Source organism: Octadecabacter dasysiphoniae (assembly GCF_021532615.1).
GTDB classification, from domain to species: domain Bacteria; phylum Pseudomonadota; class Alphaproteobacteria; order Rhodobacterales; family Rhodobacteraceae; genus Octadecabacter; species Octadecabacter dasysiphoniae.
The window spans coordinates 18,495-44,767 of the sequence record NZ_JAKGAQ010000003.1 but is presented as its reverse complement, the minus strand read 5'-3'; the positions used below and the strand labels follow the sequence as shown (position 1 = coordinate 44,767).

Below are 26,273 nucleotides of genomic sequence, written 5' to 3'. Positions count from 1 at the left end.
CACGCCCGAGGAGTCCCGATGACCATTCGCCACCTGAAAACCGCCCGCTCCCAAGAAGCCCGCGCAGAAGATGACGCCAAGACACGCGCCGTCGTAGAAGACACGCTGGCCCAGATCGAAAAGGGCGGCGATGCGGTGGTGCGTGAACTCTGCATCAAGTTCGACAATTACGACCGCCCGACCTATCGCCTTACCGACGATGAAATCGCGGATTTGATGGTAAAAGTCACACCGCGCGAAATGGCAGATATCAAATTCGCACAAGAACAGGTTCGAAACTTTGCCCAAGCGCAAAGAGACAGCATGTTGGACATCGAAATCGAAACCATGCCGGGCGTCATTCTGGGCCACAAAAACATCCCCGTACAATCGGTCGGTTGCTACGTTCCGGGCGGCAAATTCCCGATGGTCGCCAGCGCGCACATGTCCGTGGCCACAGCATCCGTCGCCAAAGTCCCGCGCATCATCGCCTGCACCCCGCCGTTCAAAGGCGAACCAAACCCGGCCGTGATTGCCGCCATGCATCTTGGCGGCGCGCATGAAATCTACGTCATGGGCGGCATTCAGGCCATCGGCGCCATGGCCATCGGCACCGAAACGATTGATCCAGTCCATATGCTCGTCGGCCCCGGAAACGCGTTTGTCGCTGAAGCGAAACGTCAGCTGTTCGGCCGCGTCGGCATTGATCTGTTCGCAGGCCCCACCGAAACCATGGTGATCGCCGATGAAACCGTTGACGGCGAACTTTGCGCCACCGATCTGTTGGGTCAGGCCGAACACGGCTACAACTCCCCCGCCGTGCTGCTGACCAATTCCGAAAAACTGGCGAATGATACGCTGGCCGAAATTGACCGCATCCTTCAAATCATCCCCACCGCCGACACCGCTGGCAAAAGCTGGGAAGACTACGGCGAAATCATCGTCTGCGACACCTACGATGAAATGCTCGCCGTGGCCGATGATATCGCGTCCGAACACGTGCAGGTCATGACTGACCGCGACGATTGGTTCCTCGAACACATGACGTGTTACGGCGCATTGTTCCTTGGCGCGCGCACCAACGTGGCCAATGGCGACAAGGTCATCGGTACGAACCACACCCTGCCAACGAAAAAGGCAGGCCGATATACGGGTGGCCTTTGGGTTGGTAAGTACCTGAAAACCCACAGCTATCAAAAAATCATCACGGATGAGGCCGCAACATTGGTCGGTGAATACGGGTCGCGTCTGTGCATGCTCGAAGGGTTCGTCGGCCACGCGGAGCAATGCAACATCCGCGTGCGTCGTTACGGCGGGATCAACGTGCCCTACGGGACCGGCGCCCCCCACCGCGAGGCCGCCGAGTGACCCTGCACCCCGCCCTCGCCCCCCTCCAAAAGGCCCTCGCGACCGCCACACCCGAGGCCGCCAAAACGCTCACCCAAACCATCGCGCCAGACGCCAAGATCCAGATGTGCCACCCCTTCGGCACGATCACAGGCGCACACGTCTACGACACACTTTACGCCCCGCTTCTGCACGCCATGCCAGACCTTGAACGCCGCGATATGATCACACTGTCAGGCACCATCCCAGAAGGCCAAACATGGGTCGGCTGCATGGGCAATTACATGGGCACGATGATCCGGCCGTGGCTTGATATCCCGCCCACGGGCCACCTCACCCACATGCGCTACCACGAGTTTTTCAAACTCGAAGGCGGCAAAATCACCGAAGCCCAGATCATCTGGGACATTCCCGAATTGATGATGCAGGCGAACGCTTGGCCCATGGCCCCGCAGCTTGGCAAATACCTGTGCACCCCCGCCCCCATGACGCAAGACGGCCTCACAGCCCATGGCGACGGCCAGGCAACGATGGATCACGTCATCGCCATGCTGACCGATCTGTGCAAACACCCCGCGCAGGGCGGGCCAGAGGTGATGAATCTGGAAACCTATTGGCATCCGCGTTTCAACTGGTACGGCCCCGCGGGCATCGGCACAGGGCGCGGCATCGCAGGGTTTCGCAACTGGCACCAAATCCCGTTCCTGCGCGCCATGCCGGACCGCAAACTTGATGCGATGGGCGATCTGATGTCGCATTGGTTCGCCCAAGGTGATTACGTCTGCGAAACAGGCTGGCCCAACATGCGCCTCACTATTACGGATGACGGCTGGATGGGCATCGCCCCCGCAAACACCGAAGTCCTGCTGCGCTCGCTCGATTTCTGGCGCATGGAAGACGGGCTGATCCGCGAAAACTGGGTGCTTGTCGATCTGCTCGATCTTTATCGTCAATGCGGCGTGGACGTTCTGGCCCGCATGGGCGAATTTAACAAAGCCCGCAACATCGGCCCCGTCACCGTTCCAGAAAGCCAGTTCACATGACCCTGCCCCGCACGCCATCGTTCAATCTATCCGGCAAACGCGCCCTGATCACCGGGGCCACGTCAGGCATCGGCGAAGGCTGCGCCGTTGCCTTGGCCGAGGCAGGCGCCCACGTGACCCTTGTGGCGCGCACCGCCGACAAACTGCACGCCCAAGCAGCGGCATTCACAAACGAAGGCTGGGGCGCAACGGCCCTGCCGCTGGACATTTCGGACATCGCATCAACCGAAGCCGCAATCGCGCAGCATGGCCCGTTCGACATTCTGGTAAACTCCGCCGGACTTGCCCGCCATTCCCCGGCTGTGGCCACCACAATCGATGATTACGACACGGTCACAGACCTCAACGTCAAGGCGGCCTATTTCCTGACCCGCGCAGTGGCCAAAGGCCTGATCGCGGCGGGCAAAACGGGCAGCCTGATGAACATTTCTTCGCAAATGGGCCACGTGGGCGGCATTGATCGCGCTGTCTATTGCGCCACAAAACACGCGCTCGAAGGGATGACCAAATCCATGGCCATCGAATGGGGCCCGCACCAAATCCGCGTCAACACGATCTGCCCGACATTCATCCGCACGCCGCTGGGCGAACAGACCCTCGCCATCCCCGAACGCCGCGCCTGGATCGAAGAGAAAATCAAACTCGGCCGCGTCGGCGAAGTCACTGATATCATGGGCGCCGTTGCCTTTCTGGCATCCGACGCCGCAGCCCTGATCACCGGCACATCTTTGTTGATCGACGGGGGTTGGACAGCGGATTGATGCCCCAAAAAGTGACCTCCCTTCAGGTGGCCCAACGCGCGGGCGTCAGCCAGTCCGCCGTCAGCCGCGTGTTCACCAAAGGCGCGTCCGCATCCCCCGCCACGGTCGAAAAAGTGAAAAAAGCCGCCGCCGAACTGGGCTATCGTCCCAACGTGCTGGCCCGCGCTATGATCACCGGAAAATCCCGCATCATCGGGCTGGTCGTGGCCTACCTCGACAACCAATTCTACCCTGAAGCTCTCGAACGGCTGTCAAACGCCCTTCAGGCCGAAGGCTACCATGTGCTGTTGTTCACCATCCCCAATTCCAGCGAAGGCGTCGAAGGCGTCGTGCAGGATTTGATGGATTATCAGGTCGATGGCATCATCGCCGCCTCTGTGTCGATTTCATCGGGGCTGGCGGAACTGTGCCACGGCGCTGGCATCCCCGTGGTCCTGTTTAACCGTGGCCAACCCGACAGCGGCCTGTCGTCCGTCACATCCGCCAACATCAAAGGCGGGCACACCGCAACCCAAGCGTTGATAGACGCCGGACACACCCGCATCGCCCATATCGCAGGCTGGGGCGGATCCCTCACGGGGCGCGACCGCAAACAAGGGTTTGAGGACGCGATGGAAAACGCAGGCCTGACCCCCTTCGCGATCATCGACGGTATGTTCAAACGCGACATCGCCGCCGCCTCTGCGCGCCAGATGATGCAGGGCCAAACCCGCCCCGACGCGATATTCGTAGGCAACGATCACATGGCCTTTGCCGTCATGGACACCGTGCGCACCATGGGCTTTTCGATCCCCGGCGACGTCAGCATCATCGGCTATGACGACGTGCCCCTCGCCGCATGGGCCGCCTATGATCTGACAACGATGCGCCAGCCCGTCAACCGCATGGTTGAGGCCACGGTGGACACCATGCTGGCCCAGATCAACGGGCGCGACACCTATTCACAAACCATTGAAATCGAAGGGCCTTTGATCCAAAGGGGCTCCTCTCTGCCACCCAAAGGACAACGACAATGAAGGGTTTTTCAAACCGCTGGAAAGATTTCCCCGACTACATCATCGGCATCACCAAAGAAATCTGGGAAGATCGCGGCGTCGGCACCCTGCACGACTATTACGCCAAGGATATCGTCGTGCGCTCGCCCATGGGCATCCAGCGGGGCAACGCGGCTGTCATGGCGTCCACGATGGCGACGATCAATGAATTTCCCGACCGTGAATTGCTCGCCGATGATGTGATCTGGTCTGACGATCCTGACTTCGGCCTTCTCAGCTCGCATCGGCTCAACACCCGCGCGACCCACACCCGCGACGGCCAATTCGGCCCCGCGACGGGCAAACCCTGGAATGCCCGCGTGATCGCCGATTGCGCCGCCAAAAACGACTGCATCTATGATGAATGGCTGATCCGCGATTACGGCGGCATCGTGCGTCAGCTTGGCTTTGATCCGGCGGATTACGCCGCCGCGCTTATCGATGCCGAAGGCGGGCCAGACAGCTGTTCCCGCCCCTTCACCCCCGATCAGGACATCGACGGCGGATACAATTCCAAAGGCAACGACAACACGTGGGGCCAGCGCTACGCCGACACCCTGCACCAGATCATGAATATGGATTTCCAAGTCATCGCCAAAGACTACGACCGCGCCGTGGGCTGTGATTACGCAGGCGGCATCCATGCCTATTCCCATGATACGGTTACAAAATTCTGGCTCGGCCTGCGGTCCTCGTTCCCGGACGCTAAATTCACGATCCACCACCAGATCGGCATGGACAACGACATGCTCCCGCCGCGCGCCGCGATCCGCTGGGCGCTGGATGGCACCCATTCCGGCTGGGGATCGTTCGGCGAACCCACCGGCGCCAAGGTGCACGTGATGGGCATGTGCCACGCCGAATACGGCCCCTTCGTAAACAAAGACGGCCCGCAAGACGCAACAATCCGCCGCGAATGCGCCCTGTATGACGAAGTCGCAATCTGGAAACAGATCCTGATGCAGACCGGAAAGGACGGCCAATGACCCCCGCAGACATGGACGCCCGCATTGTGCGCTACGGCGATTTGCAGCCCTGCAAAACCGCCTTCATTGACGCCCACACACCGGGCAGCGATCAAAAGGAAAACTTCACGATCATCGGCGGCGGCGTATCTGAATCGCCTGATCAACACGTCCACATCGCAATTCCACACGGGTTCAACATTGGTGCTGCGGGCCAGCCCCCGCGCGTGACCAATTCCCTGCACGATCACCACACCGCCGAAGTGTTTTTCGTTCTAAAGGGCAAATGGCGGTTTTTCTGGGGCCGCTACGGCGACGCAGGCGAAGTCACGCTGGAAGAAGGCGATATTTTCAACATCCCGACCGGCATCTTTCGCGGCTTTGAAAACATCGGCACCGATTACGGAATGATCATGGCGGTGCTTGGCGGCGATGATGCAGGGGGCGGCGTCATGTGGGCCCCACAGGTCATTGAAAACGCCGCCGCACACGGGCTTGTCCTTGGTGAAGACGGCAAACTCTATGACACCAAGCGCCAGCAAAAACTTCCCGACGGCGTGGCGCCCATGCCGCTTATGTCCGCCGAAGACCTCGCCAAGCGGCCCGAACCCACGACCGCAGACGTGTTGCCAAACCACGTCGCGCGGTACTGGGACATGATGGCGCTGGCGGATCGCAAACCTGTCACCGTCATCGGCGAAACCGGATTGCTGCGCGACAAGCCCGGGTTCGAGGTTGATTTCATCACCCGCGGGTCCGCCAGCGCCGCCAAACACAGCCACACATACCCCAGCGTCCTGATGCCCATGCGCGGCCATTGGAAGGTCGCGTGGGACGGCGGCGCAGCCACCCTCGCGCCCGGCGATACGATGTCCGTGCCCGAAAACCTCGCCCATTCTGTGGTCCCCTCAATGACAGGCGAAGCATCGCTGTATCACGTCGTGGCGACGGGCGATGCGGCCGGCCACACGTGGACAGAGTAACACGCCCCGCCCAAATCCCGCGAAACGGCATATTTTTCAATATGATACGCAAAATCGACCAAGATTAACCAGATCAGACCCATACCAGAACCATACCGCACCCATACCCGACCCATACGCACCGAAAGGCCCATCATGTCCAAGATTTTAACCTCTCACGTCGGGTCCCTGCCCCGCACCCAAGACGTCGTCGATTTCATCTTCGCCCGCGAAAACGGCAAAGACTACGACACCGCAGAATTTGACGCATGTATGACCAAAGCGGTGTCGCAAACCGTCGCCAAACAGGCCGCGGCGGGCGTCAATATCGTGTCCGACGGCGAGACTTCGAAAATCAGCTACGCCACCTATGTCAAAGACCGCTACACCGGATTTGACGGCGACAGCCCGCGCAATGCACCCGCCGACCTCAAGCAGTTCCCGACCTTCCTCAAACGCCTTGCGGATGATGGCGGCACCCCCCAATACGCCCGCCCCATGTGCGTCGGTGCGGTCAAATCCAAAGGCCAGGGAGAGCTGGAAAAAGACATCGCCAACCTGCGCGCGGGCATGGCCGAACAAGGCATCGAACGCGGCTTTATGAACGCGGCCTCCCCCGGTGTTATATCCTTGTTTTTGCAAAACGATTTCTATGCCACCCGCGAAGAATACCTTGCCGCACTGGCTGATGCGATGCGCGACGAATACCGCACAATCGTCGACGCGGGCCTTGATGTTCAGCTCGATTGTCCCGACCTCGCGCTGTCGCGTCACATGCTGTTCAATGACCTCAGCGATGATGAATTCCTGAAAATCGCCGCCAGCCATGTTGAGGCGCTTAATCACGCGCTTGATGGCATCGATCCCGCCCGCGTGCGCGTCCACATTTGTTGGGGCAATTACGAAGGTCCGCACGTCTGCGACATCCCCATGGCCAAGATGTTCGACACCCTGATGTCCACCAACGCCAACTATCTGTTGTTTGAAACATCCAACCCCCGCCACGGCCACGAATGGGCGGTATTTCGTGATCGCGCCGCAGACATCCCGGACAACAAAATCCTTGTGCCCGGCGTCGTGGATACAACGTCAAACTTCGTCGAACACCCCGATCTTGTGCAACAGCGCATCGAACGCTTCGTTAACATCGTTGGGCATGATCGTGTGATAGCAGGGTCAGACTGCGGCTTTGGCACGTTCGCGGGCTTTGGCGCGGTCGATCCTGAAATCGCATATGCAAAACTCAGCGCGCTTTCACAGGGCGCCGCACAGGTCAAATGACCCTTGTTTTGCTCGCGGGAATGATGTGCGACGGGCGGCTGTTTGACCACATGCCGCCCCATATCTGCCTGCCCATCACAGACCACGACACGGTTGAGGCAATCGCCGCGGACGTCCTCAACAACGCCCCCGCAACCTTTGCCCTTGGGGGTCTGTCCATGGGCGGCATCATCGCGATGGAGGTCATTCGCCAAGCCCCCGAACGCGTCACCCGCCTAGCCCTGATGGACACAAATTGCGAAGCCGAAAGCGATAAAATAAAGGCCCTGCGCGAACCCCAGATCGACAAGGCCGTCAGCGGGCACCTCAAATCCGTGATGCGCGATGAGATGAAGCCGAATTACCTATGTGATGGCCCAAACCGCGCCGCCGTTCTGGATCTGTGCATGGACATGGCGCTTACCCTCGGGCCGGACGTATTCGTGCGCCAGTCCCGCGCCCTACAAACCCGCCCCGACCAGAAAACCACGCTGTCCACATGGCAAAAACCCACCCTGATCCTAACGGGTGAGCACGACCGCCTATGCCCCCTGCACCGTCACACGCTGATGGCAGACCTGATCCCCAACGCCACGCTTGAGGTCATCAAAAACGCAGGCCACCTGCCATCCCTTGAACAACCAAAGGCAACCCGCGCAGCTATGGAACGCTGGCTTAAATGATTATCAATCTTTTCAAACGAGAGTGTCAGCGCGTTCCTCACTTGGCCTTAGCGTCGCGTCGTCTACGTTAGAGGTATGAAAAAACCCACATATTACGCCCCTCAGGGTGGCCATCCGCCACAAACGCAGCTTCTGACAGATCGTGCGATCTTCACCGAGGCTTACGCCGTCATCCCCAAGGGCACGATGCGCGACATCGTAACGAGCAATTTGCCATTCTGGGATAAGACACGCGCCTGGATCCTCGCGCGGCCTCTGTCGGGTTTTGCTGAAACCTTCAGCCAATACATCGTCGAAGTCAGCGCTGGCGGTGGGTCGGAAAAACCCGACACCGATCCCGAAGCACAGACAGTGATTTTCGTGGTTGAGGGCAGCGCGACGCTTACTATTGACGGCGCCACGCACACATTGACCGAAGGCAGCTACGCCTACATCCCCGTCGATACCGACTGGACGTTCAAGAACGACACAGACGCAGCCTGCCGGTTCCACTGGATTCGCAAGGCCTATGAATGGGTCGAAGGCATCGACGCCCCGCCCGCGCTTGTTACCAACGACGCAGATGTCGAACCGACCTTTATGCCCGACACCGACGGCGCATGGGCCACGTCGCGCTTTGTTGACCCAAGTGACATGCGCCACGACATGGCCGTGACAATCGTGACGTTTCAGCCGGGCGGCGTGATCCCGTTTCTGGAAACCCACGTTATGGAACACGGCCTTTATGTGCTCAGCGGCAAAGCCGTTTATAACCTCAACAACGATTGGGTTGAGGTCGAGGCAGGCGATTTCATGTGGCTGCGCGCGTTCTGCCCGCAGGCGTGTTATACAGGCGGACCCGGCGAATTCCGCTATCTGTTGTACAAAGATGTGAACCGCCACCCGGGCCTGTAATCACGACGACGCCGCCACCACGACACCGCCCAATTCCAAGGTCAACGCATCGGCCTCAGCGCGCACCGCAGCGCCCATTTCAACGATCTTGGCATCCGTCACCCGCGCCACCGGGCCCGAAATAGACAGCCCCGCCACGGCCTCCCCCGCGACGTCAAAGACAGGGGCCGCGATGCAACGCATGCCGATGTTTTTTTCTTCTGCGTCAAAGGAATAGCCACGCTGCCGCGTCTTGTGCAGATCATGCTGCAAGGCGTCTGGCGTGACCAGCGTATGTTCGGTGAACATCTCGGGCGTGCGGGCGGCAAACAGCCCCTCAACCCGCGTGTGCGGCCACTGCGCCAACAGTGCCTTACCGATCCCCGACGCATGCATGGGCGAAAGCGTACCGGGCGGAAAAAACGCACGGATCGCGTGGTGGGTTTCGGCCTGCGACAGGAACAGCACGTTGTCGTCTTTGGCCACGCCCAAGTTCGCCGTCTCCCCCGTCGCCTCCATCAGGCTGCGCAAATGCGGCCGCGCGCGTTCCACCAACGATGTGCGCCGCAAGAATTTCGCGCCCGTCAAAAACGCCCCCGCCCCCACAGACCAAACCTGCCGCGCGTCATCAAACTCGGTAAATCCGTGGGACTGATAGGTCGTCAAGACGCGGTAAATCGTGGCGGCAGATTGGCCCAAATCACTGGCAAGTTCGCTCAGCGTGGCTTCTTCCATGTCGCCCAATCGGGCCAGAACAATCAGGGCACGGTCCAGTGATTTAATGGTGTTCTGATCCGTCTTATCCACCCATGCTTTGGGCCGCCCACGGGCCCGCGTCGGGAAGTTCTGAGGATCATCAGCCATTATTTTTTCCACTTTTGAAAATCAATTTTAATATATGAAAAATATTAACCTTCTGACAAGGCTTACTTTTCCCTGAAAATTGGCAATTCGAAACCTACTTTCGAAAAAATTGCGTGCTCGATTGACCCTCCGTAAACAGGACAGACCTTAAAGGAGGACCGACCGATGAGCTTTCAAAACCCAGTCTTTATTCCCGGCCCCACGAACATCCCCGAAAGCCTGCGCAAAGCCTGTGACATGCCCACGATCGATCATCGTTCTCCTTTGTTTGGTCAAATCCTCCATCCGGTGCGGGCCAACATCCAAAAGGTGTTGAAATCCAAAACCGCAGAGGTTTTCATCTTTCCCTCGACAGGGACAGGCGGCTGGGAAACGGCCCTCACAAACACGTTGTCAGCCGGTGACAAAGTGCTCGCTGCGCGCAACGGCATGTTCAGCCACAAATGGATCGACATGTGCCAGCGTCACAAGCTGGGTGTGACGATCGTTGAAACCCCGTGGGGCGACGGGCTCCCCGCTGAGCGTTACGCAGAAATCCTCGCGGCGGATACCAACCACCAAATCAAAGCCGTCCTCGCCACGCACAACGAAACCGCGACAGGTGTAAAATCCGACATCGCTGCGGTGCGCAAGGCGCTCGATGATGCCAAACACCCTGCCCTGCTGTTCGTGGATGGCGTGTCATCCATCGGGTCGATGGATTTTCGGTTTGACGATTGGGGCGTCGATATCGCCGTTACGGGATCCCAAAAAGGGTTCATGCTGCCTGCGGGCCTCGCCATTGTGGGGTTTTCACCCAAGGCCATGGCGGCAATCGCAAAGGCGACCCTGCCGCGCACCTTTTTTGACGTGCGCGATATGTCAAAGGGCTATGACGCCAACGCCTATCCCTACACGCCCGCGGTTGGATTGTTGAACGGGCTTAAGGCATCGACCGACATGCTTTTGGACGAAGGACTCGACAATGTGTTCGCCCGCCACACACGCATTGCGAACGGGGTGCGTGCCGCGATCAGCGCGTGGGGCATGGATCTATGCGCGACGTCGCCGGATGTGTATTCTGACACCGTCAGCGCCATCAAAACACCGGACGGATTTAACGCATCCGACATCGTTGATCTGGCCGCCACGAAATACGGCGTCGCGTTTGGCACTGGTCTGGGTGAGGTCGCGGGCAAAGTGTTTCGCATCGGCCACCTTGGATCGCTGACCGATGTCATGGCCCTGTCCGGCATCGCAACGGCGGAAATGTGCATGGCTGATCTGGGCCTGCCGATCACGCTAGGGTCTGGCGTTGCCGCCGCCCAAGAAACCTACCGCACGACCGCATAAGGAGCCCTGCCATGTACATTCCGACCTTCCAAGACATGCTGGATGCCCATGAACGCATTAAGCCCCACATCCACCGCACGCCGGTCCTGACGTCTTCGTATTTCAACGAACTGACCGGGGCTGAGCTGTTTTTTAAGTGCGAGAACTTCCAAAAGGCGGGCGCGTTCAAAGTGCGCGGCGCGTCAAATGCGGTCTTTGGGCTAAGCGACGAAGACGCCGCCAAAGGTGTGTGCACCCATTCATCCGGGAACCACGCGCTGTCGCTGTCCTACGCCGCTGGCCGCCGTGGTATACCGTGCAACGTGGTCATGCCACGCACCGCACCCGAGGCCAAAAAGGCCGCCGTGCGTGGCTACGGCGGGATCATCACGGAATGCGATCCATCGACCACATCACGCGAAGAAGTGTTCGCAAAGGTACAGGCCGAAACGGGTGGTGATTTCGTGCACCCTTACAACGATCCACGCGTGATTGCGGGCCAAGGCACCTGCAGCCGCGAATTTATGGAACAGGTTGACGGGCTGGACTTGATGGTTGCCCCGATTGGCGGCGGTGGCATGATTTCAGGCACCTGCCTAACCCTGTCCCACATCGCACCCGAGGTGAAGATTATCGCGTCCGAACCCGAACAGGCGGACGATGCCTACCGCAGTTTCAAGGCAGGCCACATCATTGCCGACGATGCCCCGCAAACCATCGCGGACGGCCTTAAGGTGCCGCTGAAAGAACGCACATGGCATTTTGTATCCAACCACGTCAGCGATATTCTGACGGCCAGCGAAGATGAAATAATCGCGGCCATGAAACTGACGTGGCAGCGCATGAAGCTGGTGATGGAACCCAGCTGTGCGGTGCCGTTGGCCACCATTCTGAAAAACAAAGAAATGTTCGCGGGCAAACGTGTCGGCGTGATTGTAACGGGCGGAAATGTCGACCTCGACATGCTGCCATGGATGCTGAACTAGGGAGACGACGACATGAAAGACACCAACATTATGGACCTCGAAGTCGGTTTTGATGTGCCTGCCCTGCCGGGTATGGACGAAGCTGACATTCAAACGCCGTGCCTTGTGCTTGATCTGGATGCGCTGGAACGCAACATCAAAAAGATGGGCGATTATGCTGCGGCCCACGGCATGCGCCACCGCAGCCATGGCAAGATGCACAAATCCGTTGATGTGCAAAAACTACAGGAAAAACTGGGCGGCGCGATTGGTGTGTGCTGCCAGAAAGTATCCGAAGCCGATGTGTTCGTGCGCGGCGGCATCAAAGACGTGCTGGTGTCCAACCAAGTGCGCCAACCCGCCAAGATTGACCGCCTCGCGCGGATGGCGTCTGAGGCAAAGATCACGGTTTGCGTGGATGACGTGGCCAATGTGGCAGACCTGTCTGCAGCGGCAGTAAAGCACGGATCGACCATCCACTGTTTTGTTGAAATCGACTGCGGTGCGGGGCGCTGCGGCGTGACGACCACGCCCGCGGTTGTAGAAATCGCCCAAGCCATCGATGCGGCGGACAACCTCGTGTTTGACGGTATTCAGGCCTATCAGGGTGCAATGCAGCACATGGACAGCTATGAGGAACGTGCGGGCAAAACGCAGGTCGCGGTTGATCAGGTGAAGGACGCGGTTGAGGCGCTGACGGCCATCGACATGACGCCGAATTTCGTGTCAGGCGGTGGTACGGGATCTTATTATTTTGAAAGCAATTCGGGTGTGTTCAACGAACTCCAGTGCGGGTCTTACGCGTTTATGGATGCCGATTATGGCCGTATCCTCGATAAAGACGGCAAACGGATTGATGCGGGTGAATGGGAAAACGCGCTGTTCCTGCTGACCTCTGTGATGTCGCACGCCAAGACCGACAAAGCGATCGTGGACGCGGGCCTGAAGGCACAGTCGGTCGACAGCGGTCTGCCGTTCATCTACGGGCGCACCGATGTGGAATACGTCAAATGCAGCGACGAACACGGCGTTGTGGCCGACCCGGACGGTGTGTTGAAGGTTAACGATAAGCTGAAGCTCGTCCCTGGTCACTGTGATCCGACCTGCAATGTCCACGACTACTACGTCGGCGTGCGCGGCGGCAAAGTTGAAACCGTTTGGCCCGTGTCCGCGCGTGGCAAGGCCTACTGAAAAAGGGTTCGCCTGGCGGCGATCCGGCGGGGGCTAGCCCCCGCACCCCCAGAGTTTTTTGGCCAGGTGAACAAGGGAAATCTGTTCGCCAACCACGATTTTTATTGAGGAAAGATACCCATGTATATTGTTCCGGAGTCCGCCATTGCAGACATTTTGACCCGTCGGGACGCGTTTGAGGCTATTGAAAAAGTCTTTGCCGCGATGTCTGCCGGGGATGCCTATAATTTTCCTGTGATCCGCGAAGCCATCGGCCATGAGGATGCGCTTTACGGGTTCAAGGGCGGCTTTGACGGCAAGGGCATGTCGTTGGGATTAAAGGCGGGCGGATACTGGCCCCATAACCTTGAGCAGCGCGGGTTGATCAACCATCAATCCACCGTGTTCCTGTTTGATGCGGACACAGGCAAGGTGGCGGCGATGGTCGGGGGCAATCTGTTGACGGCGTTGCGCACGGCGGCGGCGTCTAGCGTGTCGATCAAACATCTGGCGCGCAAGGATGCCAAGGTTATGGGCATGATCGGCGCGGGGCATCAGGCAAAATTTCAACTGCGTGCCGCGCTTGAAACCCACAGCTTTGACAAGGTGATCGGCTGGAACCGCAACCCTGCCGCCCTGACGACATTGGCAGATGTTGCCGCTGAATTTGGCCTGCCGTTTGAGGCCGTGGCCCTTGATGAGATGACACAGGCGGACGTGGTCATTTCCATTACGTCTGTTTTTTCGCCCGTGTTCGGGGCAGCGCACATTAGCGCAGGCACCCACGTGGCCTGCATGGGCACCGATACAATCGGCAAGCAAGAAGCACAGACCGATCTGTTGGCCAAAGCCACGATTTTCACCGACGAGATCGCGCAATCCGTGACGTTGGGCGAGGCGCAACACGTCGTTGCGGCGGGGCTAAAGACACGCGGTGATATCAATGAACTTGGTGCTGTGATCAATGGAGCCCATGCAGGGCGCAGCGCGGACGATGAAATCACGCTTTTCGATGGCACGGGCGTTGGTCTTCAGGATCTTGCTGTGTCAGCGAGCATTGTTGAAATCGCCAAGGCCAAAGGCATCGGCATGGAGGTTGATTTTTAATCAGCCGCCCAATTGCGGCCGCATCGCCTGATAGATCACCGCCGTCGCCACATTGGCGAGGTTCAGGGACCGCACCTTGGGGCTGATCATGGGCAAATGGAACACGCGGTCGTCCATGCCATCCAGAACACTGCGTGGCAGCCCTGCGGATTCACAGCCAAATACCAAATAACCGTCAGGATGATATTGCGGCGCGTACAGGCTTTGCGCGCCGTGTTCTTCAAAGAAATACATTTGATCGCGTGCGGGCTTTCGTGCCTCAAGAAAATGCGCCCAACTGTCGTATTCGCTTAGTGATACATGTTTCCAGTAATCCGTCCCCGCACGGCGCACGGACTTTTCATCGAGAGAAAATCCGTAAGGTTTGATCAGGATCAATTCCAGGCCCAGCGCCACACATGTCCGCCCGATGGCGCCTGTGTTGTAGGGGATTTCTGGGGTCACCAAGACCATTTTCATGCGTGCGTCTGTCATCTTGGCAGCCTTTTTAACGGACGCACCACGGTGGCACGATTAGCCACCTGTTACCCTGTCCTTAGGGCGTCTTACAACGCCAAAGGCCCCCGCATTTCTACGGGGGCCTTCGTCAGTCAAACAGGTTTGGCTTACGCCTCGTCCATGTCTTTGGGCAGGACCAGGTTCAGCAAGATCGCCATAATTGCCGTCGGTGCGACAGCGGATGTGGCCAATGTTTTAACCACGCCTGGAAGATACTGCACAGCAGTTGGCACAAGGTTCAGACCCAGACCAAACGCCAGTGACACCGCGATGATGACCATCGTGCGGCGCGTCATCTTTTCCTCGGCCAGAACGTTCAGGCCCGCAGATGCGACCATGCCGAACATCACAATCACACCACCGCCCAGAACAGGCAAAGGCATGGATGCGATCACAGCGCCGACTTTGGGGATCAAACCACAAACGATCATGATCAGACCCGCGATTGTCACAACGTGGCGCGACATGATGCCTGTCATGCCCACGATACCGACGTTCTGGCTGAAGGAAGTGTTTGGCAGACCACCGAACACACCAGCCACTGCGGTTCCAAGACCGTCCGCGTATGTTGCACCCGTGATTTCTTCGTCCGTTGCATCGCGACCTGCGCCTGCTTTGGCTGTTGCAGACGCATCGCCGACAGTTTCAATCGCAGACACGACGGACACCAACGTTACGGCGATGACAGCACCAAGGTTGAATTCAAACCCGTATGGCAGCGGTGTGATCGGTGTAATCCATGCTGCACCAGAAACCGGTGCAAAGTTTACCATGCCCAGCGCGAAGGCCAGCACGTAACCTGCCAGAAGGCCGATCAGGATACCGGAGGCCGACAATGTGCCCTTGGTGAAAAATTTAACGCCCAGCGACACAAGGATAACTGTCAAAGCAACCGACCAGTGCTTTAGTGAACCAAAGCTTTCAGCGGCCATCTGGAAATCAGCTGCACCACCCGCTGCGTATTTGATCGCAACCGGAATGAGGTACAGACCAATCGCCAAAATCACGAGGCCCGTGATCAGCGGTGGAAACAACCAGCGCAGGTTCTTGATGAACGCGCCGAGGATGAAGTGAACAACACCACCGATGATACACGCGGTAAGCGCAACGCTAAGCCCCATAGTCGCGGCGATCCCTGCCAAAACACCAACAAACGCAAAAGACGTGCCCTGCATAATCGGCAAACGTGATCCGATCGGGCCTATGCCGACCGTTTGAAACAGCGTGGCGATACCCGCAAACAACATTGCCATCTGGATCAGGTAAATCTGCTCTGGTCCGCCAAAAGCAAGGCCAGCGGCGCCGGCAACGATGATAGACGGTGTTACATTAGAGGCGAACATCGCCAATACGTGTTGAAATCCAAGTGGCACAGCCTGCGCAAGCGGCGGCGTCACATTCGGATCTGAATATGTTGCATTCGTCATTTTAAGTCCCTTTTTCCCTTGAGTGGTTTGACCCGTCTGATGCGGGTTTGGTCGTGGTTATGCCGGTGCGACAACGCGTGGCGTGTCGAACCAGTATTCTTGAAGATTGTTACCGTCGCCGATCCTATCAACAACTGCAAAAAGGCCCGGCGCATGAAGCGGTGTTAGCACCCCGTGCCAGACATTACGGTGGTAATTCACGCCCTGTCCGGGCGACGTCATGAACGCATTTGGGGTGCCTGGCGCGCCGTCTTTATCGCGCGCTACGATCACCAAAAACGGGTGCTGCGTCATGGGGATGAAGGCCTGTGATCCCAGCGGATGCCGTTCCATCATTTCCAGCGCATACGGAAACGCGCGCGGTGTAGCGTTAAACAGGCTGATGCCCGCCTGCCCGGTGCCAAACTCCATCTTGGCACGATCATGAAAACGTCCGCACAGTCCCTGATTGATAATCATATCCGCATCGCCCGAACAGTCCATGACATCGCCGAAGGGGGCGAATGCGGCAGCGGTAAGAGGCTGGGGAACGATAGGGGTCATGCGAAGTAATCCATCAAACGGAACTCGGCGATCCGTTCAACCTGACGACAGGCGGTGGCAAATTCCGTGTCTGTGTCATGATCGATGCGCGTATGAAACGCGGCCATGATGCTCGCCTTCGTGTGATCGCGCACGGCGATGATGAATGGAAAGCCGTGCTTTGCGACATACGCGGTGTTGAGGGCCTGAAATGTGCTGCGTTCCTGATCGGTCAGCGCATCAAGACCGGCACCCGCCTGTTCGGATGTGCTTTCATCCGTCAGCTTACCCGCCGCCGCCAGCTTTCCGGCCAGATCAGGGTGCGCGGTCAACACGCCGAGACGTTCATCGTGGCTGGCACTGCGAAACATCCGGCACAGCGCAGAATGAACACCTGTGGCGCTGTCGTGCGTCGGCCCAAGGGACAGTGCAAAGGCACGGTCCGCGATCCAGCTGGAATGTTCGAAAATTCCGCCGAATGTTGTGACGAAAGTTCCGTGATCCATCTGGCTCGGGCGTGCCCAGCGGCGCGGTGGGTTCTGTTCAGCCCAGTGATCCGCGATGTCTTCGCGGGTGGCAAACCACACACCGTCATGGCTGTTGGCGTATTCTATAAATTGTTGCAACGCCTGCGCACGGCCCGGACGGCCGACCAGACGGCAATGCAGACCAAGCGACATCATCCGCCCGCCCTCTGCGTACAGCACATCAAACGTTGCCTTAAGGTAATCATAAAACTGGGTGCCAGAATTGAACCCCTGCGGCGTGGCAAACCGCATGTCGTTGCAATCCAGCGTATAGGGCACGATCAACTGGTCGCGTTCGCCAAATTCGGTCCAATACGGCACATCGTCGGCGTAGGCGTCGGCGATGTATTTGAACCCGCCTTCTTCCGCGGCCAAACGGATCGTGTTTTCGCTGCTGCGCCCTGTGTACCAGCCACGCGGGCGCGATCCGACAACTTCGGTGTGCAGGCGCACCGCCTCCGTCATCATTGCGCGTTCTTCGTCTTCGGGCATGTCTTTGTGTTCGACCCATTTCAGCCCGTGGGATGCGATTTCCCAGCCGGCTTCTTGCATCGCTTTGACCTGTTCGGGTGCGCGCGCCAATGCACTCGCCACGCCGTAAACTGTTACCGGCAGCGGCGACAACATCCGGTACAGCCGCCAAAACCCGGCCCGCGCGCCATATTCATAGATTGATTCCATGTTGGCATGGCGCTGATCAGGCCACGCCGCAGCGCCCACGATTTCAGACAGGAACGCCTCGCTCGCGGGATCACCATGAAGGATGTTATTCTCGCCACCCTCTTCATAATTCAGCACAATTTGCACCGCGATCCGCGCGCCGCCCGGCCAGTTCGCCGCCGGAGGAGTCGCCCCGTAGCCTGTCATGTCGCGTGGATAGCCCGTCGTATCGTTCATTTTCAGCCCTGTCTTCTTGATGAAGTGTTAATACAAAACAATCCCGCGCATTTAATGGATATTCTTGAAAGACTGTCGCGTGACCCTTGTTTGCCTTGTCGTTACGCACGTCGCAGATAGATTGCCAACAAAGGAGACACCTTATGTCTGGATATTTGACCACGCACGTCCTCGATACCGCCCGCGGCCTGCCTGCTGAGGGAATCAAGATCGAGCTTTACCGCCTCGATGGGGACCGCACGTTGATCGCCACAACCGTGACCAATGATGACGGGCGCACCAACAGCCCGATTTTGCCCATGGATGATTTCAAGACCGGCAAATATGAACTTGTCTTTTTCTGCTCGGATTACCTTGAATCCCACGATCTAGCTGCGGGAGAATTGAAATTTTTGGGCGAAATCCCCATTCGGTTCGCAATGGACGACGCAGAGGCGCACTACCATGTGCCGCTTCTTTTGTCGCCCTACGGATATTCCACCTATCGCGGCAGCTGAACCGACGTTTGCGCGGCCTTTACCGCCGCCCCAATGTGCGCCGTCATGAATTCCATGAACAGGCGCGTCTTGGGGTCTTGGCGGCGACGATGCGTGTATAAACAGGCCATTTGAACAGGCACCGGCGGCGTTTTTTCGGCCACGGGCACCAATGTTCCGGCGTTCAAATGTTCTGCAATTTCGAACACGGGTTTCAGCGCGATCCCTTCGCCTGATAATGCCCAGCCGGTTAACACATCCCCGTCATCACATTCATAGCGACCCGAGACGCGAAACCGTTTGGGGCCGTCCGGCAATTGCAACCGCCACTGGAATTCCGGCGCGCCGGGGTAGCGCAAATTCAGGCAGTTGTGATTGTCGGAAATCAACGCATCGCCATCCACTGGATGTCCGCGTTTGGCCAAATAATCAGGTGACGCCACCAACACCCGTTCACAATCCGCGATCTGTTTGATCCGTAAATTGCTGTCCGCCGGTTCACCTAGAAAGAAAGAGATATCAAGCCCTTCGGTGGTCAAATCAACCTTGCGATCTGTCAGGCGCAACCTGATATCGATCAGGGGGTAATTGCCCGCAAATTCAGGCACGCAGGGCGCAATCAGCCGCCGACCAACACCTAGCGGCGCGGCAACATACAGCGATCCTTTGGGGTTATCGGTGATACCGGCAACCTGCCCTTCGGCCTCATCCACGGCCTCAAGAACCGCGACAGCGCCCGTGTAAAACGCGCGCCCCTGTTCGGTCGCCGTCAGGCTGCGGGTCGTGCGCTGGAACAAGCGCACGTTCAAATGTTCTTCAAGCGATGAAATCCGCGATGATGTTACCGCAGGCGATATGCGCAAATCGCGACCAGCGGCGGACATACTGCCCAATTCATAGACACGTACGAAGGTTCTGATGTTATCGAGGTAGGACATTTTATCGCTTTTCTTGATAGAGCGTAGCTTTATGCCCCAATAGCAGAATAAACTGACCCGCGATAGATTGCCCGAAACGGATAGGGGAAATGCCATGTTTGACGCTGTGATTTTATGGGAATGGGTAGCGTTTTCCGTGCGCTGGCTGCACGTCATCACGGCAATGGCGTGGATCGGGGCATCGTTCTATTTTATCGCGCTGGACCTCATGCTCAAACCTGCGGACGACATGCCCGAGGGTGCGGCGGGTGAAGAATGGGAAGTCCACGGGGGCGGTTTTTACCACACGACCAAATACATGGTCGCGCCCGCACGCCTGCCCGAACATCTGACCTGGCACAAATGGCAAAGCTATAGCACCTGGCTGTCAGGTGCCGCGCTGTTGATGATCATCTATTGGGTCGGCGGGGAATTGTACCTGATCGACGCGGCCAAGGCCGATCTGGCCCTGTGGCAGGGCATCGCGATTTCCGCGCTGTCGCTGACAATCGGTTGGTTGCTGTATGATTTTATGTGCAAGTCCACATTAGGAAACCACCCTACTGCATTGATGATAATCTTGTTTTTGATCCTTGTGGTCATGTCATACGGCTACAATCAGGTCTTCACAGGACGCGCGGCAATGCTGCATTTGGGTGCGTTCACGGCCACGATCATGACGGCCAATGTGTTTTTCATCATCATGCCCAACCAGCGGATCGTCGTAAAAGACCTGCAAGAAGGCCGCACGCCAGACGCCAAATACGGCAAGATCGCCAAACTGCGCAGCACGCATAACAACTACCTGACGCTGCCTGTGATCTTTCTGATGCTGTCCAATCACTACCCGCTGTCGTTCGCCACTGAATACAGCTGGATCATCGCATCACTGATCTTCCTGACCGGCGTCACGATCCGCCATTACTTCAACACGATGCACAAAACCGGCAAAGGCCCGCATTGGACTTGGGCCATGACCGTGCTGTTGATGATCGTCATCGCCTGGCTGTCGACGGCCAACATGTGGGACACCTACGATGAGGCCGAGGCCCGCGCGCCGACTGAATACGAAGAAACCCTCATGGCGGCGGCAGGGTTTGACGATGCGCACAACGTCGTTATGGGCCGCTGTTCCATGTGCCATGCCCGCGAACCGTCCTGGTCCGACACAATGCTATGGGCGCCCAAAGGCGTGCTGCTTGATACACCTGCCGACATCGCCCGCAATGCCCGCGCGATCTATATCCAGTCTGGGGTCAGCCACGCCATGCCCCCCGCCAACGTCACCTACATGAGCGATGAAGACCGCGCGACGATCGTGCGTTGGTATCAAAACGCCAATAAATATTGATCTAAAAACCCCTTATTGCGAATAATTCTCAATTGCATTGACATTCTTCTGGCTTCAGCCGTAACGTAAGCTGAACCCGTTAGGAGTCGCGTGAAATGCCCCTTCGTACCTCTAGACTTGCCATCCTCGCTGCCATCATCGCCACGCCCACGCTGGCGGATGATTTCAAGGTGGTGACAACTTTTACCGTGATTGCGGATATGGCCAGCAATGTCGCGGGCGATATGGCAGTGGTTGAATCCATCACTCGTGCGGGTGCGGAAATCCACGGCTATCAGCCCACGCCTAGCGATCTTGTACGTGCGTCCGGTGCGGACCTGATCCTTTGGAATGGCATGAACCTTGAACTGTGGTTCGAACAGTTCATCGGCAACCTTGGCCCCATCCCCTCAGCGACCATTTCTACAGGCATCGATCCGATGTCGATCCGCGAAGGCAGCTATGAAGGCCTGCCCAACCCGCACGCCTGGATGTCGCTTGATAATGCGCTGATCTATATCGACAACATCGAAGCTGCGATGTCCGAACATGATCCCGACAACGGCGCGATTTATGCCGCCAACGCCAACGCGTACAAGGCCGAGATCACCGCGACGATTCAGCCCCTGCGTGACCAGATTGCCGCCATCCCCGAAGACGAACGCTGGCTTGTGACGTGCGAAGGCGCGTTCAGCTATCTGGCCCGCGATTTCGACCTGAAAGAAGCCTACCTGTGGCCGATGAACGCGGATCAAACTGGCACGCCCCAACAAGTGCGCAGCGTGATTGATACAGTGCGCAACAACGATATTCGCGCGGTATTCTGCGAAAGCACCGTCAACACCGACCCCGCGCAACAGGTCGCGCGTGAAACAGGTGCGGCTTACGGCGGTGTGCTTTATGTGGACAGCCTGTCGCTTTCCGATGGGCCCGTGCCCACCTACCTTGATCTGCTGCGCGTCACGACGGAAACGATTGTCGAAGGTTTGACAGAATGAACCTGCCACCCCCCGCCCCGCACCAGACCTCCAAGAACCAAGCGGGGCTGTATGCCGAAGGGCTGTCGGTGACGTATCGCAACGGCGTCACTGCCCTCAAGGATGCAAATTTCGCCATCCCCCGTGGCACCATCGCAGCGCTTGTCGGGGTTAACGGCGCGGGTAAATCAACGCTGTTCAAGGCGATTATGGGGTTTTTGCCCGCAGCCGCTGGCGAAATCGGCGTTCTCGGGCAGACTGTAAAACAGGCCATCAAAGCAGGCATTGTGGCCTATGTCCCACAAGCCGAGGAGGTCGATTGGTCGTTTCCGGTGCTGGTCAGCGATGTCGTCATGATGGGGCGCTATGGCCATATGGGTATGCTGCGCCGGCCAAAGGCTGCAGATCACGAAGCGGTGGCAAACGCCCTCTCTCGGGTGGGCATGACAGATTTTGCAGATCGCCAGATCGGAGAACTTTCGGGCGGCCAACGCAAACGTGTTTTCCTTGCTCGTGCGCTGGCGCAAAACGGCCAAGTCATCCTGCTTGATGAACCCTTTACCGGTGTCGATGTTCAAACCGAAGAAGCGATTATATCTTTGCTGCGCGAGTTGCGCGATGAGGGGCGCGTGATGCTGGTCAGCACCCACAACCTCGGCTCGGTCCCTGAATTTTGCGACCAGACGGTGTTGGTCAAGGCGACGGTTCTCAACTTTGGGCCCACCGAAGAGGTGTTTACCAAGGCGAACCTAGAGGCCGCGTTCGGCGGTGTGCTGCGCCACTTCGTTCTGGGCGGCGATGATCTGCACGACGATGATGATCAACGCAAAGTTACTATCATCACAGACGACGAACGCCCGTTCGTTATCTACGACGACAAGACAAAGACACGGCCCGAGCAGGACGGTAAGTGACCTACCTGCTTGAGCCGTTCACCTACACCTTCATGCTGAACGCGATGTTCGTGTCCGCCCTTGTCGGGGCGGTTTGTGCGTTTCTATCGTGTTATCTAATGCTTAAGGGGTGGTCTTTGATCGGCGATGCACTGTCCCACTCTATCGTGCCCGGTGTCGCGGGGGCCTATATGTTGGGCGTGCCCTTCGCCCTCGGTGCGTTTTTGTCGGGCGGTTTGGCGGCGGCGGCCATGCTGTTCCTCAACCAACGCACGGGGCTGAAAGAAGACGCCATTATCGGTCTGATCTTCACGTCCTTCTTCGGACTGGGCCTGTTCATGGTCTCGGTCTCCCCTGTCTCGGTGGATGTGCAAACAATTATCCTCGGCAATATCCTCGCGATTACCCCATCCGACACGATCCAGCTGGCGATTATTGGCATCGTTTGCCTCACCGTGCTGCTGGCAAAATGGAAAGACCTGATGGTCGCGTTCTTTGATGAAAATCACGCGCGCTCTATCGGGCTGCGGCCTGATCGGTTGCGGTTCATGTTCTTCGTGCTGTTGTCGGCGGCCTGCGTTGCGGCCCTGCAAACGGTCGGCGCGTTCCTTGTCATAGCCATGGTCATCACGCCGGGTGCGACGGCCTATCTGCTGACCGACCGCTTCCCGCGCTTGTTGATCATTGCCGTCGCCATCGGATCAACCTCAAGCTTCACTGGCGCCTACATTTCCTATTTCCTGAACGGCGCAACCGGCGGCGTGATCATCTGTCTGCAAACGACCCTGTTTGTCCTCGCCTTTTTCTTTGCCCCCAAACACGGGCTGATCGCAAATCGCCGCCGCGCCGCGGAGGCTTTAAAAGCATGAGCGACCTCCTCCTTCCGTTTCAATTCCCTTTCATGCACGGCGCATTCTACATCGCCCTGCTGATCGGCCCGCCAACAGCGCTGCTGTCGTGTTTCCTTGTCCTTAAGGGCTGGTCGCTGATGGGGGACGCGGTGTCCCACGCCGTTCTGCCGGGTGTGGTTCTTGCTTATGTTGTCGGCCTGCCTTTGATCGTGGGTGCGTTTATCGCGGGCATGGTTTGCTCGCTTCTAACCGGATACCTCGACGCGAACAGCCGCGTGCGGCAGGACACCGTCATGGGCGTCGTGTTTTCGGGCATGTTCGGACTGGGGCTGGTTCTTTACACCAAGATCGAAACCAACATTCACCTCGATCATATCCTGTTCGGTAATATGCTCGGCGTGGGGACGGCGGATCTTTGGACGTCTGGCATCATCGGCGTCATCGTCTCGGCTGCGCTTTTGATCACTTGGAAAGACCTGTTGCTTAACGCATTCGACCCAGCCCAAGCCCGCGCCATTGGATTGCCCACGAAACTGTTGCACTACGGGCTGCTGACGATATTGTCTTTGACCATTGTTGCGACGCTCAAGGCGGTTGGCCTGATCCTCGCCATCGGTCTTTTGATCGCGCCGGGGGCCATCGCATTTCTGATCACCAAACAGTTTCGTCACATGCTGATCATCGCTGTTGTCGTTTCGACATGTGCGCTGGTCACTGGGGTTTACCTCAGCTTTTTCCTTGGCTCTGATCCCGGGCCAACGGTGATCCTCGTGCTTACCGCACTGTTCATTCTGGCGTTCATCTACCGCACGATCGCCAACAAAACGCGCGAGGCGCAACCTTCATGACCATCCTTTCCCTTATCGCGTCGGTCGGTCTGATCATCATTGCCGCGCTCCATCTGCTTTGGTCGCTCGGCTATTGGTGGCCGATCAAGGATGAGGCTGAATTGGCCCGCACGGTTGTTGGCACCAAGGGCGTCGAAAAGATGCCGGGTGCCGTGGCCTGTTCGCTGGTCGTGGTCGCGTTGTTGTTCGCCGCGGCATGGCCTTGGTTTCCTGAAACGGCGATCAAATCGCTTGGCTTGTTCGGGATTGCGATGGTGTTTCAAATCCGCGCCGTGCTGGCCTATGCGCCATTTTGGAAACGTGCGACGCCCGAACAGCCCTTTCGCCGTCTGGACGAGGCGTATTACGGCCCCTTATGCATCTTTTTCGGCGTGATTTTCATGATTTTGGCAGGGGCCGCAGCGGCCTAAAGCCACTTTTCGAGCAGCCCCACCACATTCACCTGCGCGCGCAAACGTGCTGCCAGCAGAAACATGCCCGCAAACTTGCGCTGCAAGAACAGCGCATCCATCGGCAGCGGGGGCGGCACGAAACCGTTCTGGGCCAGCGCCATACCTTGCGATTGCAATTGCTGTGACAACGCGGTGTCCGCGAAATTAAACTGGTCGTGCGCGGTGAGGGCCGCAAAAACCGCCTCCATCATGTCGACAATCCGATCCAGATGCAGCGGTGCAATATCGTCGGACACAAACCCGATTGAGGTTGCAGCAGCGATCAACCCATCGCGGTCACCAGCCAATCCGGCCTTGATCAAGTGTCGATAATCCTGCGCCACATATGCGCCCAAGGTGCGCGTCGCCCCAAAATCGAGCAAAACAATCTGCCCTGTGTCCGCACAATAGCGATAATTTGCAAAATTCGGATCCGTCTGCATCAGACCGAAGCCAAACAATTCGCGCAACATCAGGTCGAACAGGTCATGAGCCACGCGGTCGCGGGTGGTTTGATCCGTGCCTTCGACGTGTTCAATCGGCACGCTTGGCACATAATCCATTGCCAATATCTGCGGGCCTGACCAATCCGCGTGGCCTTGGGGAACAACGAACCGCGCATCCCCATCCAGCAACGCGCCAAACTGCGCAAGCGCGGATGCCTCAGCGGTGTAATCGGTTTCGACATGCAGCTGAAGACGGGATTCTTCAAGATAGGGATCAAGCGCAAATCCCTTTGGCAAAAGACCCGTCAGTTTGATCAATGCCCCGACATTGGTGACATCGCTGTCTATGCTGGCGGCAACGCCGGGGTACTGCACCTTAATCGCCAAATCGCGCCCATCGCGGGTTTGCGCGCGGTGCACCTGCCCGATAGACGCCGCAGCAATCGGGCGCACGTCAAACCGCTGCAACTTGGGCAGCCACCCCGCACCCCATTGATCATTCAAAACGGACTTCAGCTGTTTTGGCGGCATGACGTGGGCATCATCGCGAAGGCGCGCCATGATCTCGCTCAATTCAGGTGGCAGCACATCGCCCGTGTCCATGGACATCAATTGCCCCATTTTCATCGCGGCGCCGCGCATCTTGGCCAGTTCATCCGCGATGCGGTGCATATTGCGTGGCGTCAGCAACAGGCCCTGCATAGACGGCCGTTCCCCCCGCCCGACCTGCGCCAAACCGCCCAGCGCCATATTGCCCGCCACGCCCGCTGTCATCCGTCCAAGCCGCGACAGGCGTGCAACGCGCCCCGCAGGGACGGCCAGTCCTTTGATGTTGTTTTCGCCATTCATACCGCGAAGGTAGCGCACAAACCGGCCCTGCCCAGCAAACAACCGTAACACTAGCCAAGC

At 58.0% G+C, this 26,273-nt stretch carries 27 protein-coding genes; 20 read left to right on the top strand and 7 right to left on the bottom strand.

Features of this window, described 5'->3' with window-relative positions; genetic code table 11:
* The first annotated feature begins 18 nt into the window (after window positions 1–18).
* The 9 genes from hisD (at window position 19) to L0664_RS12500 (ending at window position 8,928) form a co-directional block, all read left to right on the top strand.
* Complete coding sequence (gene hisD / locus L0664_RS12540; RefSeq protein ID WP_235226232.1) at window positions 19–1,347, top strand: histidinol dehydrogenase; 1,329 nt, start codon at window positions 19–21, stop codon at window positions 1,345–1,347.
* Window positions 1,344–2,369, top strand: a complete 1,026-nt coding sequence (locus L0664_RS12535) for an ester cyclase (protein ID WP_235226231.1) — start codon at window positions 1,344–1,346, stop codon at window positions 2,367–2,369. The genes hisD and L0664_RS12535 overlap by 4 nt, the downstream gene beginning before the upstream one ends.
* Window positions 2,366–3,130, top strand: coding sequence for an SDR family NAD(P)-dependent oxidoreductase (locus L0664_RS12530; RefSeq protein ID WP_235226230.1), 765 nt, complete (start codon window positions 2,366–2,368; stop codon window positions 3,128–3,130). The genes L0664_RS12535 and L0664_RS12530 overlap by 4 nt, the downstream gene beginning before the upstream one ends.
* Window positions 3,130–4,146 carry a LacI family DNA-binding transcriptional regulator gene (locus L0664_RS12525; protein WP_235226229.1) on the top strand — a complete coding sequence of 339 codons (1,017 nt, stop codon included), beginning with the start codon at window positions 3,130–3,132 and terminating at the stop codon, window positions 4,144–4,146. The genes L0664_RS12530 and L0664_RS12525 overlap by 1 nt, the downstream gene beginning before the upstream one ends.
* Window positions 4,143–5,150, top strand: coding sequence for a nuclear transport factor 2 family protein (locus tag L0664_RS12520; protein ID WP_235226228.1), 1,008 nt, complete (start codon window positions 4,143–4,145; stop codon window positions 5,148–5,150). Before L0664_RS12525 ends, L0664_RS12520 begins: the two co-directional genes overlap by 4 nt.
* Window positions 5,147–6,112, top strand: coding sequence for a cupin domain-containing protein (locus L0664_RS12515; RefSeq protein WP_235226227.1), 966 nt, complete (start codon window positions 5,147–5,149; stop codon window positions 6,110–6,112). Before L0664_RS12520 ends, L0664_RS12515 begins: the two co-directional genes overlap by 4 nt.
* A 135-nt stretch (window positions 6,113–6,247) precedes the next feature.
* Window positions 6,248–7,372, top strand: coding sequence for a cobalamin-independent methionine synthase II family protein (locus tag L0664_RS12510; protein ID WP_235226226.1), 1,125 nt, complete (start codon window positions 6,248–6,250; stop codon window positions 7,370–7,372).
* On the top strand, window positions 7,369–8,034 hold the full coding sequence (locus L0664_RS12505) for an alpha/beta fold hydrolase (RefSeq protein WP_235226225.1): 666 nt from the start codon (window positions 7,369–7,371) through the stop codon (window positions 8,032–8,034). Before L0664_RS12510 ends, L0664_RS12505 begins: the two co-directional genes overlap by 4 nt.
* Before the next feature lie 75 nt (window positions 8,035–8,109).
* Window positions 8,110–8,928 carry a bifunctional allantoicase/(S)-ureidoglycine aminohydrolase gene (locus tag L0664_RS12500; RefSeq protein ID WP_235226224.1) on the top strand — a complete coding sequence of 273 codons (819 nt, stop codon included), beginning with the start codon at window positions 8,110–8,112 and terminating at the stop codon, window positions 8,926–8,928.
* Here the strand turns inward: L0664_RS12500 and bhcR are convergent, their stop codons facing one another.
* A complete protein-coding gene (bhcR, locus tag L0664_RS12495; RefSeq protein WP_235226223.1) occupies window positions 8,929–9,771 on the bottom strand; it encodes an HTH-type transcriptional regulator BhcR in 843 nt (280 codons plus the stop codon). It lies immediately after the preceding gene.
* Between the two features lie 165 nt (window positions 9,772–9,936).
* Between bhcR and bhcA the strand changes: the two genes are divergently transcribed.
* The 4 genes from bhcA (at window position 9,937) to bhcD (ending at window position 14,324) form a co-directional block, all read left to right on the top strand.
* Window positions 9,937–11,103, top strand: a complete 1,167-nt coding sequence (gene bhcA, locus L0664_RS12490; RefSeq protein WP_235226222.1) for an L-aspartate--glyoxylate aminotransferase BhcA — start codon at window positions 9,937–9,939, stop codon at window positions 11,101–11,103.
* A gap of 11 nt (window positions 11,104–11,114) precedes the next feature.
* Window positions 11,115–12,068 carry a beta-hydroxyaspartate dehydratase BhcB gene (gene bhcB / locus L0664_RS12485; RefSeq protein ID WP_235226221.1) on the top strand — a complete coding sequence of 318 codons (954 nt, stop codon included), beginning with the start codon at window positions 11,115–11,117 and terminating at the stop codon, window positions 12,066–12,068.
* Between the two features lie 12 nt (window positions 12,069–12,080).
* Window positions 12,081–13,238, top strand: a complete 1,158-nt coding sequence (gene bhcC, locus L0664_RS12480; protein WP_235226220.1) for a 3-hydroxy-D-aspartate aldolase BhcC — start codon at window positions 12,081–12,083, stop codon at window positions 13,236–13,238.
* Window positions 13,239–13,358: 120 nt separating this feature from the next.
* Entirely contained in the window at window positions 13,359–14,324 is a 966-nt protein-coding gene (bhcD, locus tag L0664_RS12475) for an iminosuccinate reductase BhcD (protein WP_235226219.1), read from the top strand.
* Here bhcD and L0664_RS12470 read toward each other — a convergent pair whose 3' ends face one another.
* The 4 genes from L0664_RS12470 to puuE all read right to left on the bottom strand — a co-directional run bounded on the left by L0664_RS12470 (window position 14,325) and on the right by puuE (window position 18,195).
* Window positions 14,325–14,798 carry a tRNA (cytidine(34)-2'-O)-methyltransferase gene (locus L0664_RS12470; RefSeq protein ID WP_235226218.1) on the bottom strand — a complete coding sequence of 158 codons (474 nt, stop codon included), beginning with the start codon at window positions 14,796–14,798 and terminating at the stop codon, window positions 14,325–14,327.
* 131 nt (window positions 14,799–14,929) lie between these two features.
* Window positions 14,930–16,249, bottom strand: coding sequence for a uracil-xanthine permease family protein (locus tag L0664_RS12465; protein ID WP_235226217.1), 1,320 nt, complete (start codon window positions 16,247–16,249; stop codon window positions 14,930–14,932).
* 57 nt (window positions 16,250–16,306) lie between these two features.
* The gene (locus L0664_RS12460; RefSeq protein ID WP_235226216.1) at window positions 16,307–16,792 is read right to left on the bottom strand and encodes an ureidoglycolate lyase; all 486 of its coding nucleotides are present in this window, start codon (window positions 16,790–16,792) and stop codon (window positions 16,307–16,309) included.
* A complete protein-coding gene (gene puuE, locus L0664_RS12455; RefSeq protein ID WP_235226215.1) occupies window positions 16,789–18,195 on the bottom strand; it encodes an allantoinase PuuE in 1,407 nt (468 codons plus the stop codon). The genes L0664_RS12460 and puuE overlap by 4 nt, the downstream gene beginning before the upstream one ends.
* Window positions 18,196–18,338: 143 nt before the next feature.
* Here puuE and uraH point away from each other — a divergent pair, with 143 nt between their 5' ends.
* On the top strand, window positions 18,339–18,692 hold the full coding sequence (gene uraH / locus L0664_RS12450; RefSeq protein WP_235226214.1) for a hydroxyisourate hydrolase: 354 nt from the start codon (window positions 18,339–18,341) through the stop codon (window positions 18,690–18,692).
* On the opposite strand, the gene L0664_RS12445 is transcribed toward uraH, so the two are convergent.
* On the bottom strand, window positions 18,677–19,609 hold the full coding sequence (locus L0664_RS12445; RefSeq protein ID WP_235226213.1) for a LysR family transcriptional regulator: 933 nt from the start codon (window positions 19,607–19,609) through the stop codon (window positions 18,677–18,679). The two genes, uraH and L0664_RS12445, sit on opposite strands and share 16 nt — an antisense overlap.
* A gap of 94 nt (window positions 19,610–19,703) precedes the next feature.
* On the opposite strand from L0664_RS12445, the gene L0664_RS12440 reads away from it, so the two are divergent.
* The 6 genes from L0664_RS12440 (at window position 19,704) to L0664_RS12415 (ending at window position 24,897) form a co-directional block, all read left to right on the top strand.
* A complete protein-coding gene (locus L0664_RS12440; protein WP_235226212.1) occupies window positions 19,704–20,939 on the top strand; it encodes a urate hydroxylase PuuD in 1,236 nt (411 codons plus the stop codon).
* A gap of 95 nt (window positions 20,940–21,034) precedes the next feature.
* A complete protein-coding gene (locus L0664_RS12435) occupies window positions 21,035–21,916 on the top strand; it encodes a metal ABC transporter substrate-binding protein (RefSeq protein ID WP_235226211.1) in 882 nt (293 codons plus the stop codon).
* On the top strand, window positions 21,913–22,809 hold the full coding sequence (locus L0664_RS12430) for a manganese/iron ABC transporter ATP-binding protein (RefSeq protein ID WP_235226210.1): 897 nt from the start codon (window positions 21,913–21,915) through the stop codon (window positions 22,807–22,809). The genes L0664_RS12435 and L0664_RS12430 overlap by 4 nt, the downstream gene beginning before the upstream one ends.
* Window positions 22,806–23,657, top strand: a complete 852-nt coding sequence (locus L0664_RS12425; RefSeq protein ID WP_235226209.1) for a metal ABC transporter permease — start codon at window positions 22,806–22,808, stop codon at window positions 23,655–23,657. Before L0664_RS12430 ends, L0664_RS12425 begins: the two co-directional genes overlap by 4 nt.
* Window positions 23,654–24,487, top strand: a complete 834-nt coding sequence (locus L0664_RS12420; RefSeq protein ID WP_235226208.1) for a metal ABC transporter permease — start codon at window positions 23,654–23,656, stop codon at window positions 24,485–24,487. The genes L0664_RS12425 and L0664_RS12420 overlap by 4 nt, the downstream gene beginning before the upstream one ends.
* On the top strand, window positions 24,484–24,897 hold the full coding sequence (locus L0664_RS12415; protein ID WP_235226207.1) for a DUF3995 domain-containing protein: 414 nt from the start codon (window positions 24,484–24,486) through the stop codon (window positions 24,895–24,897). The genes L0664_RS12420 and L0664_RS12415 overlap by 4 nt, the downstream gene beginning before the upstream one ends.
* Here the strand turns inward: L0664_RS12415 and L0664_RS12410 are convergent.
* Window positions 24,894–26,231, bottom strand: coding sequence for an ABC1 kinase family protein (locus L0664_RS12410; RefSeq protein ID WP_336247106.1), 1,338 nt, complete (start codon window positions 26,229–26,231; stop codon window positions 24,894–24,896). The two genes, L0664_RS12415 and L0664_RS12410, sit on opposite strands and share 4 nt — an antisense overlap.
* Window positions 26,232–26,273 lie beyond the last annotated feature (42 nt).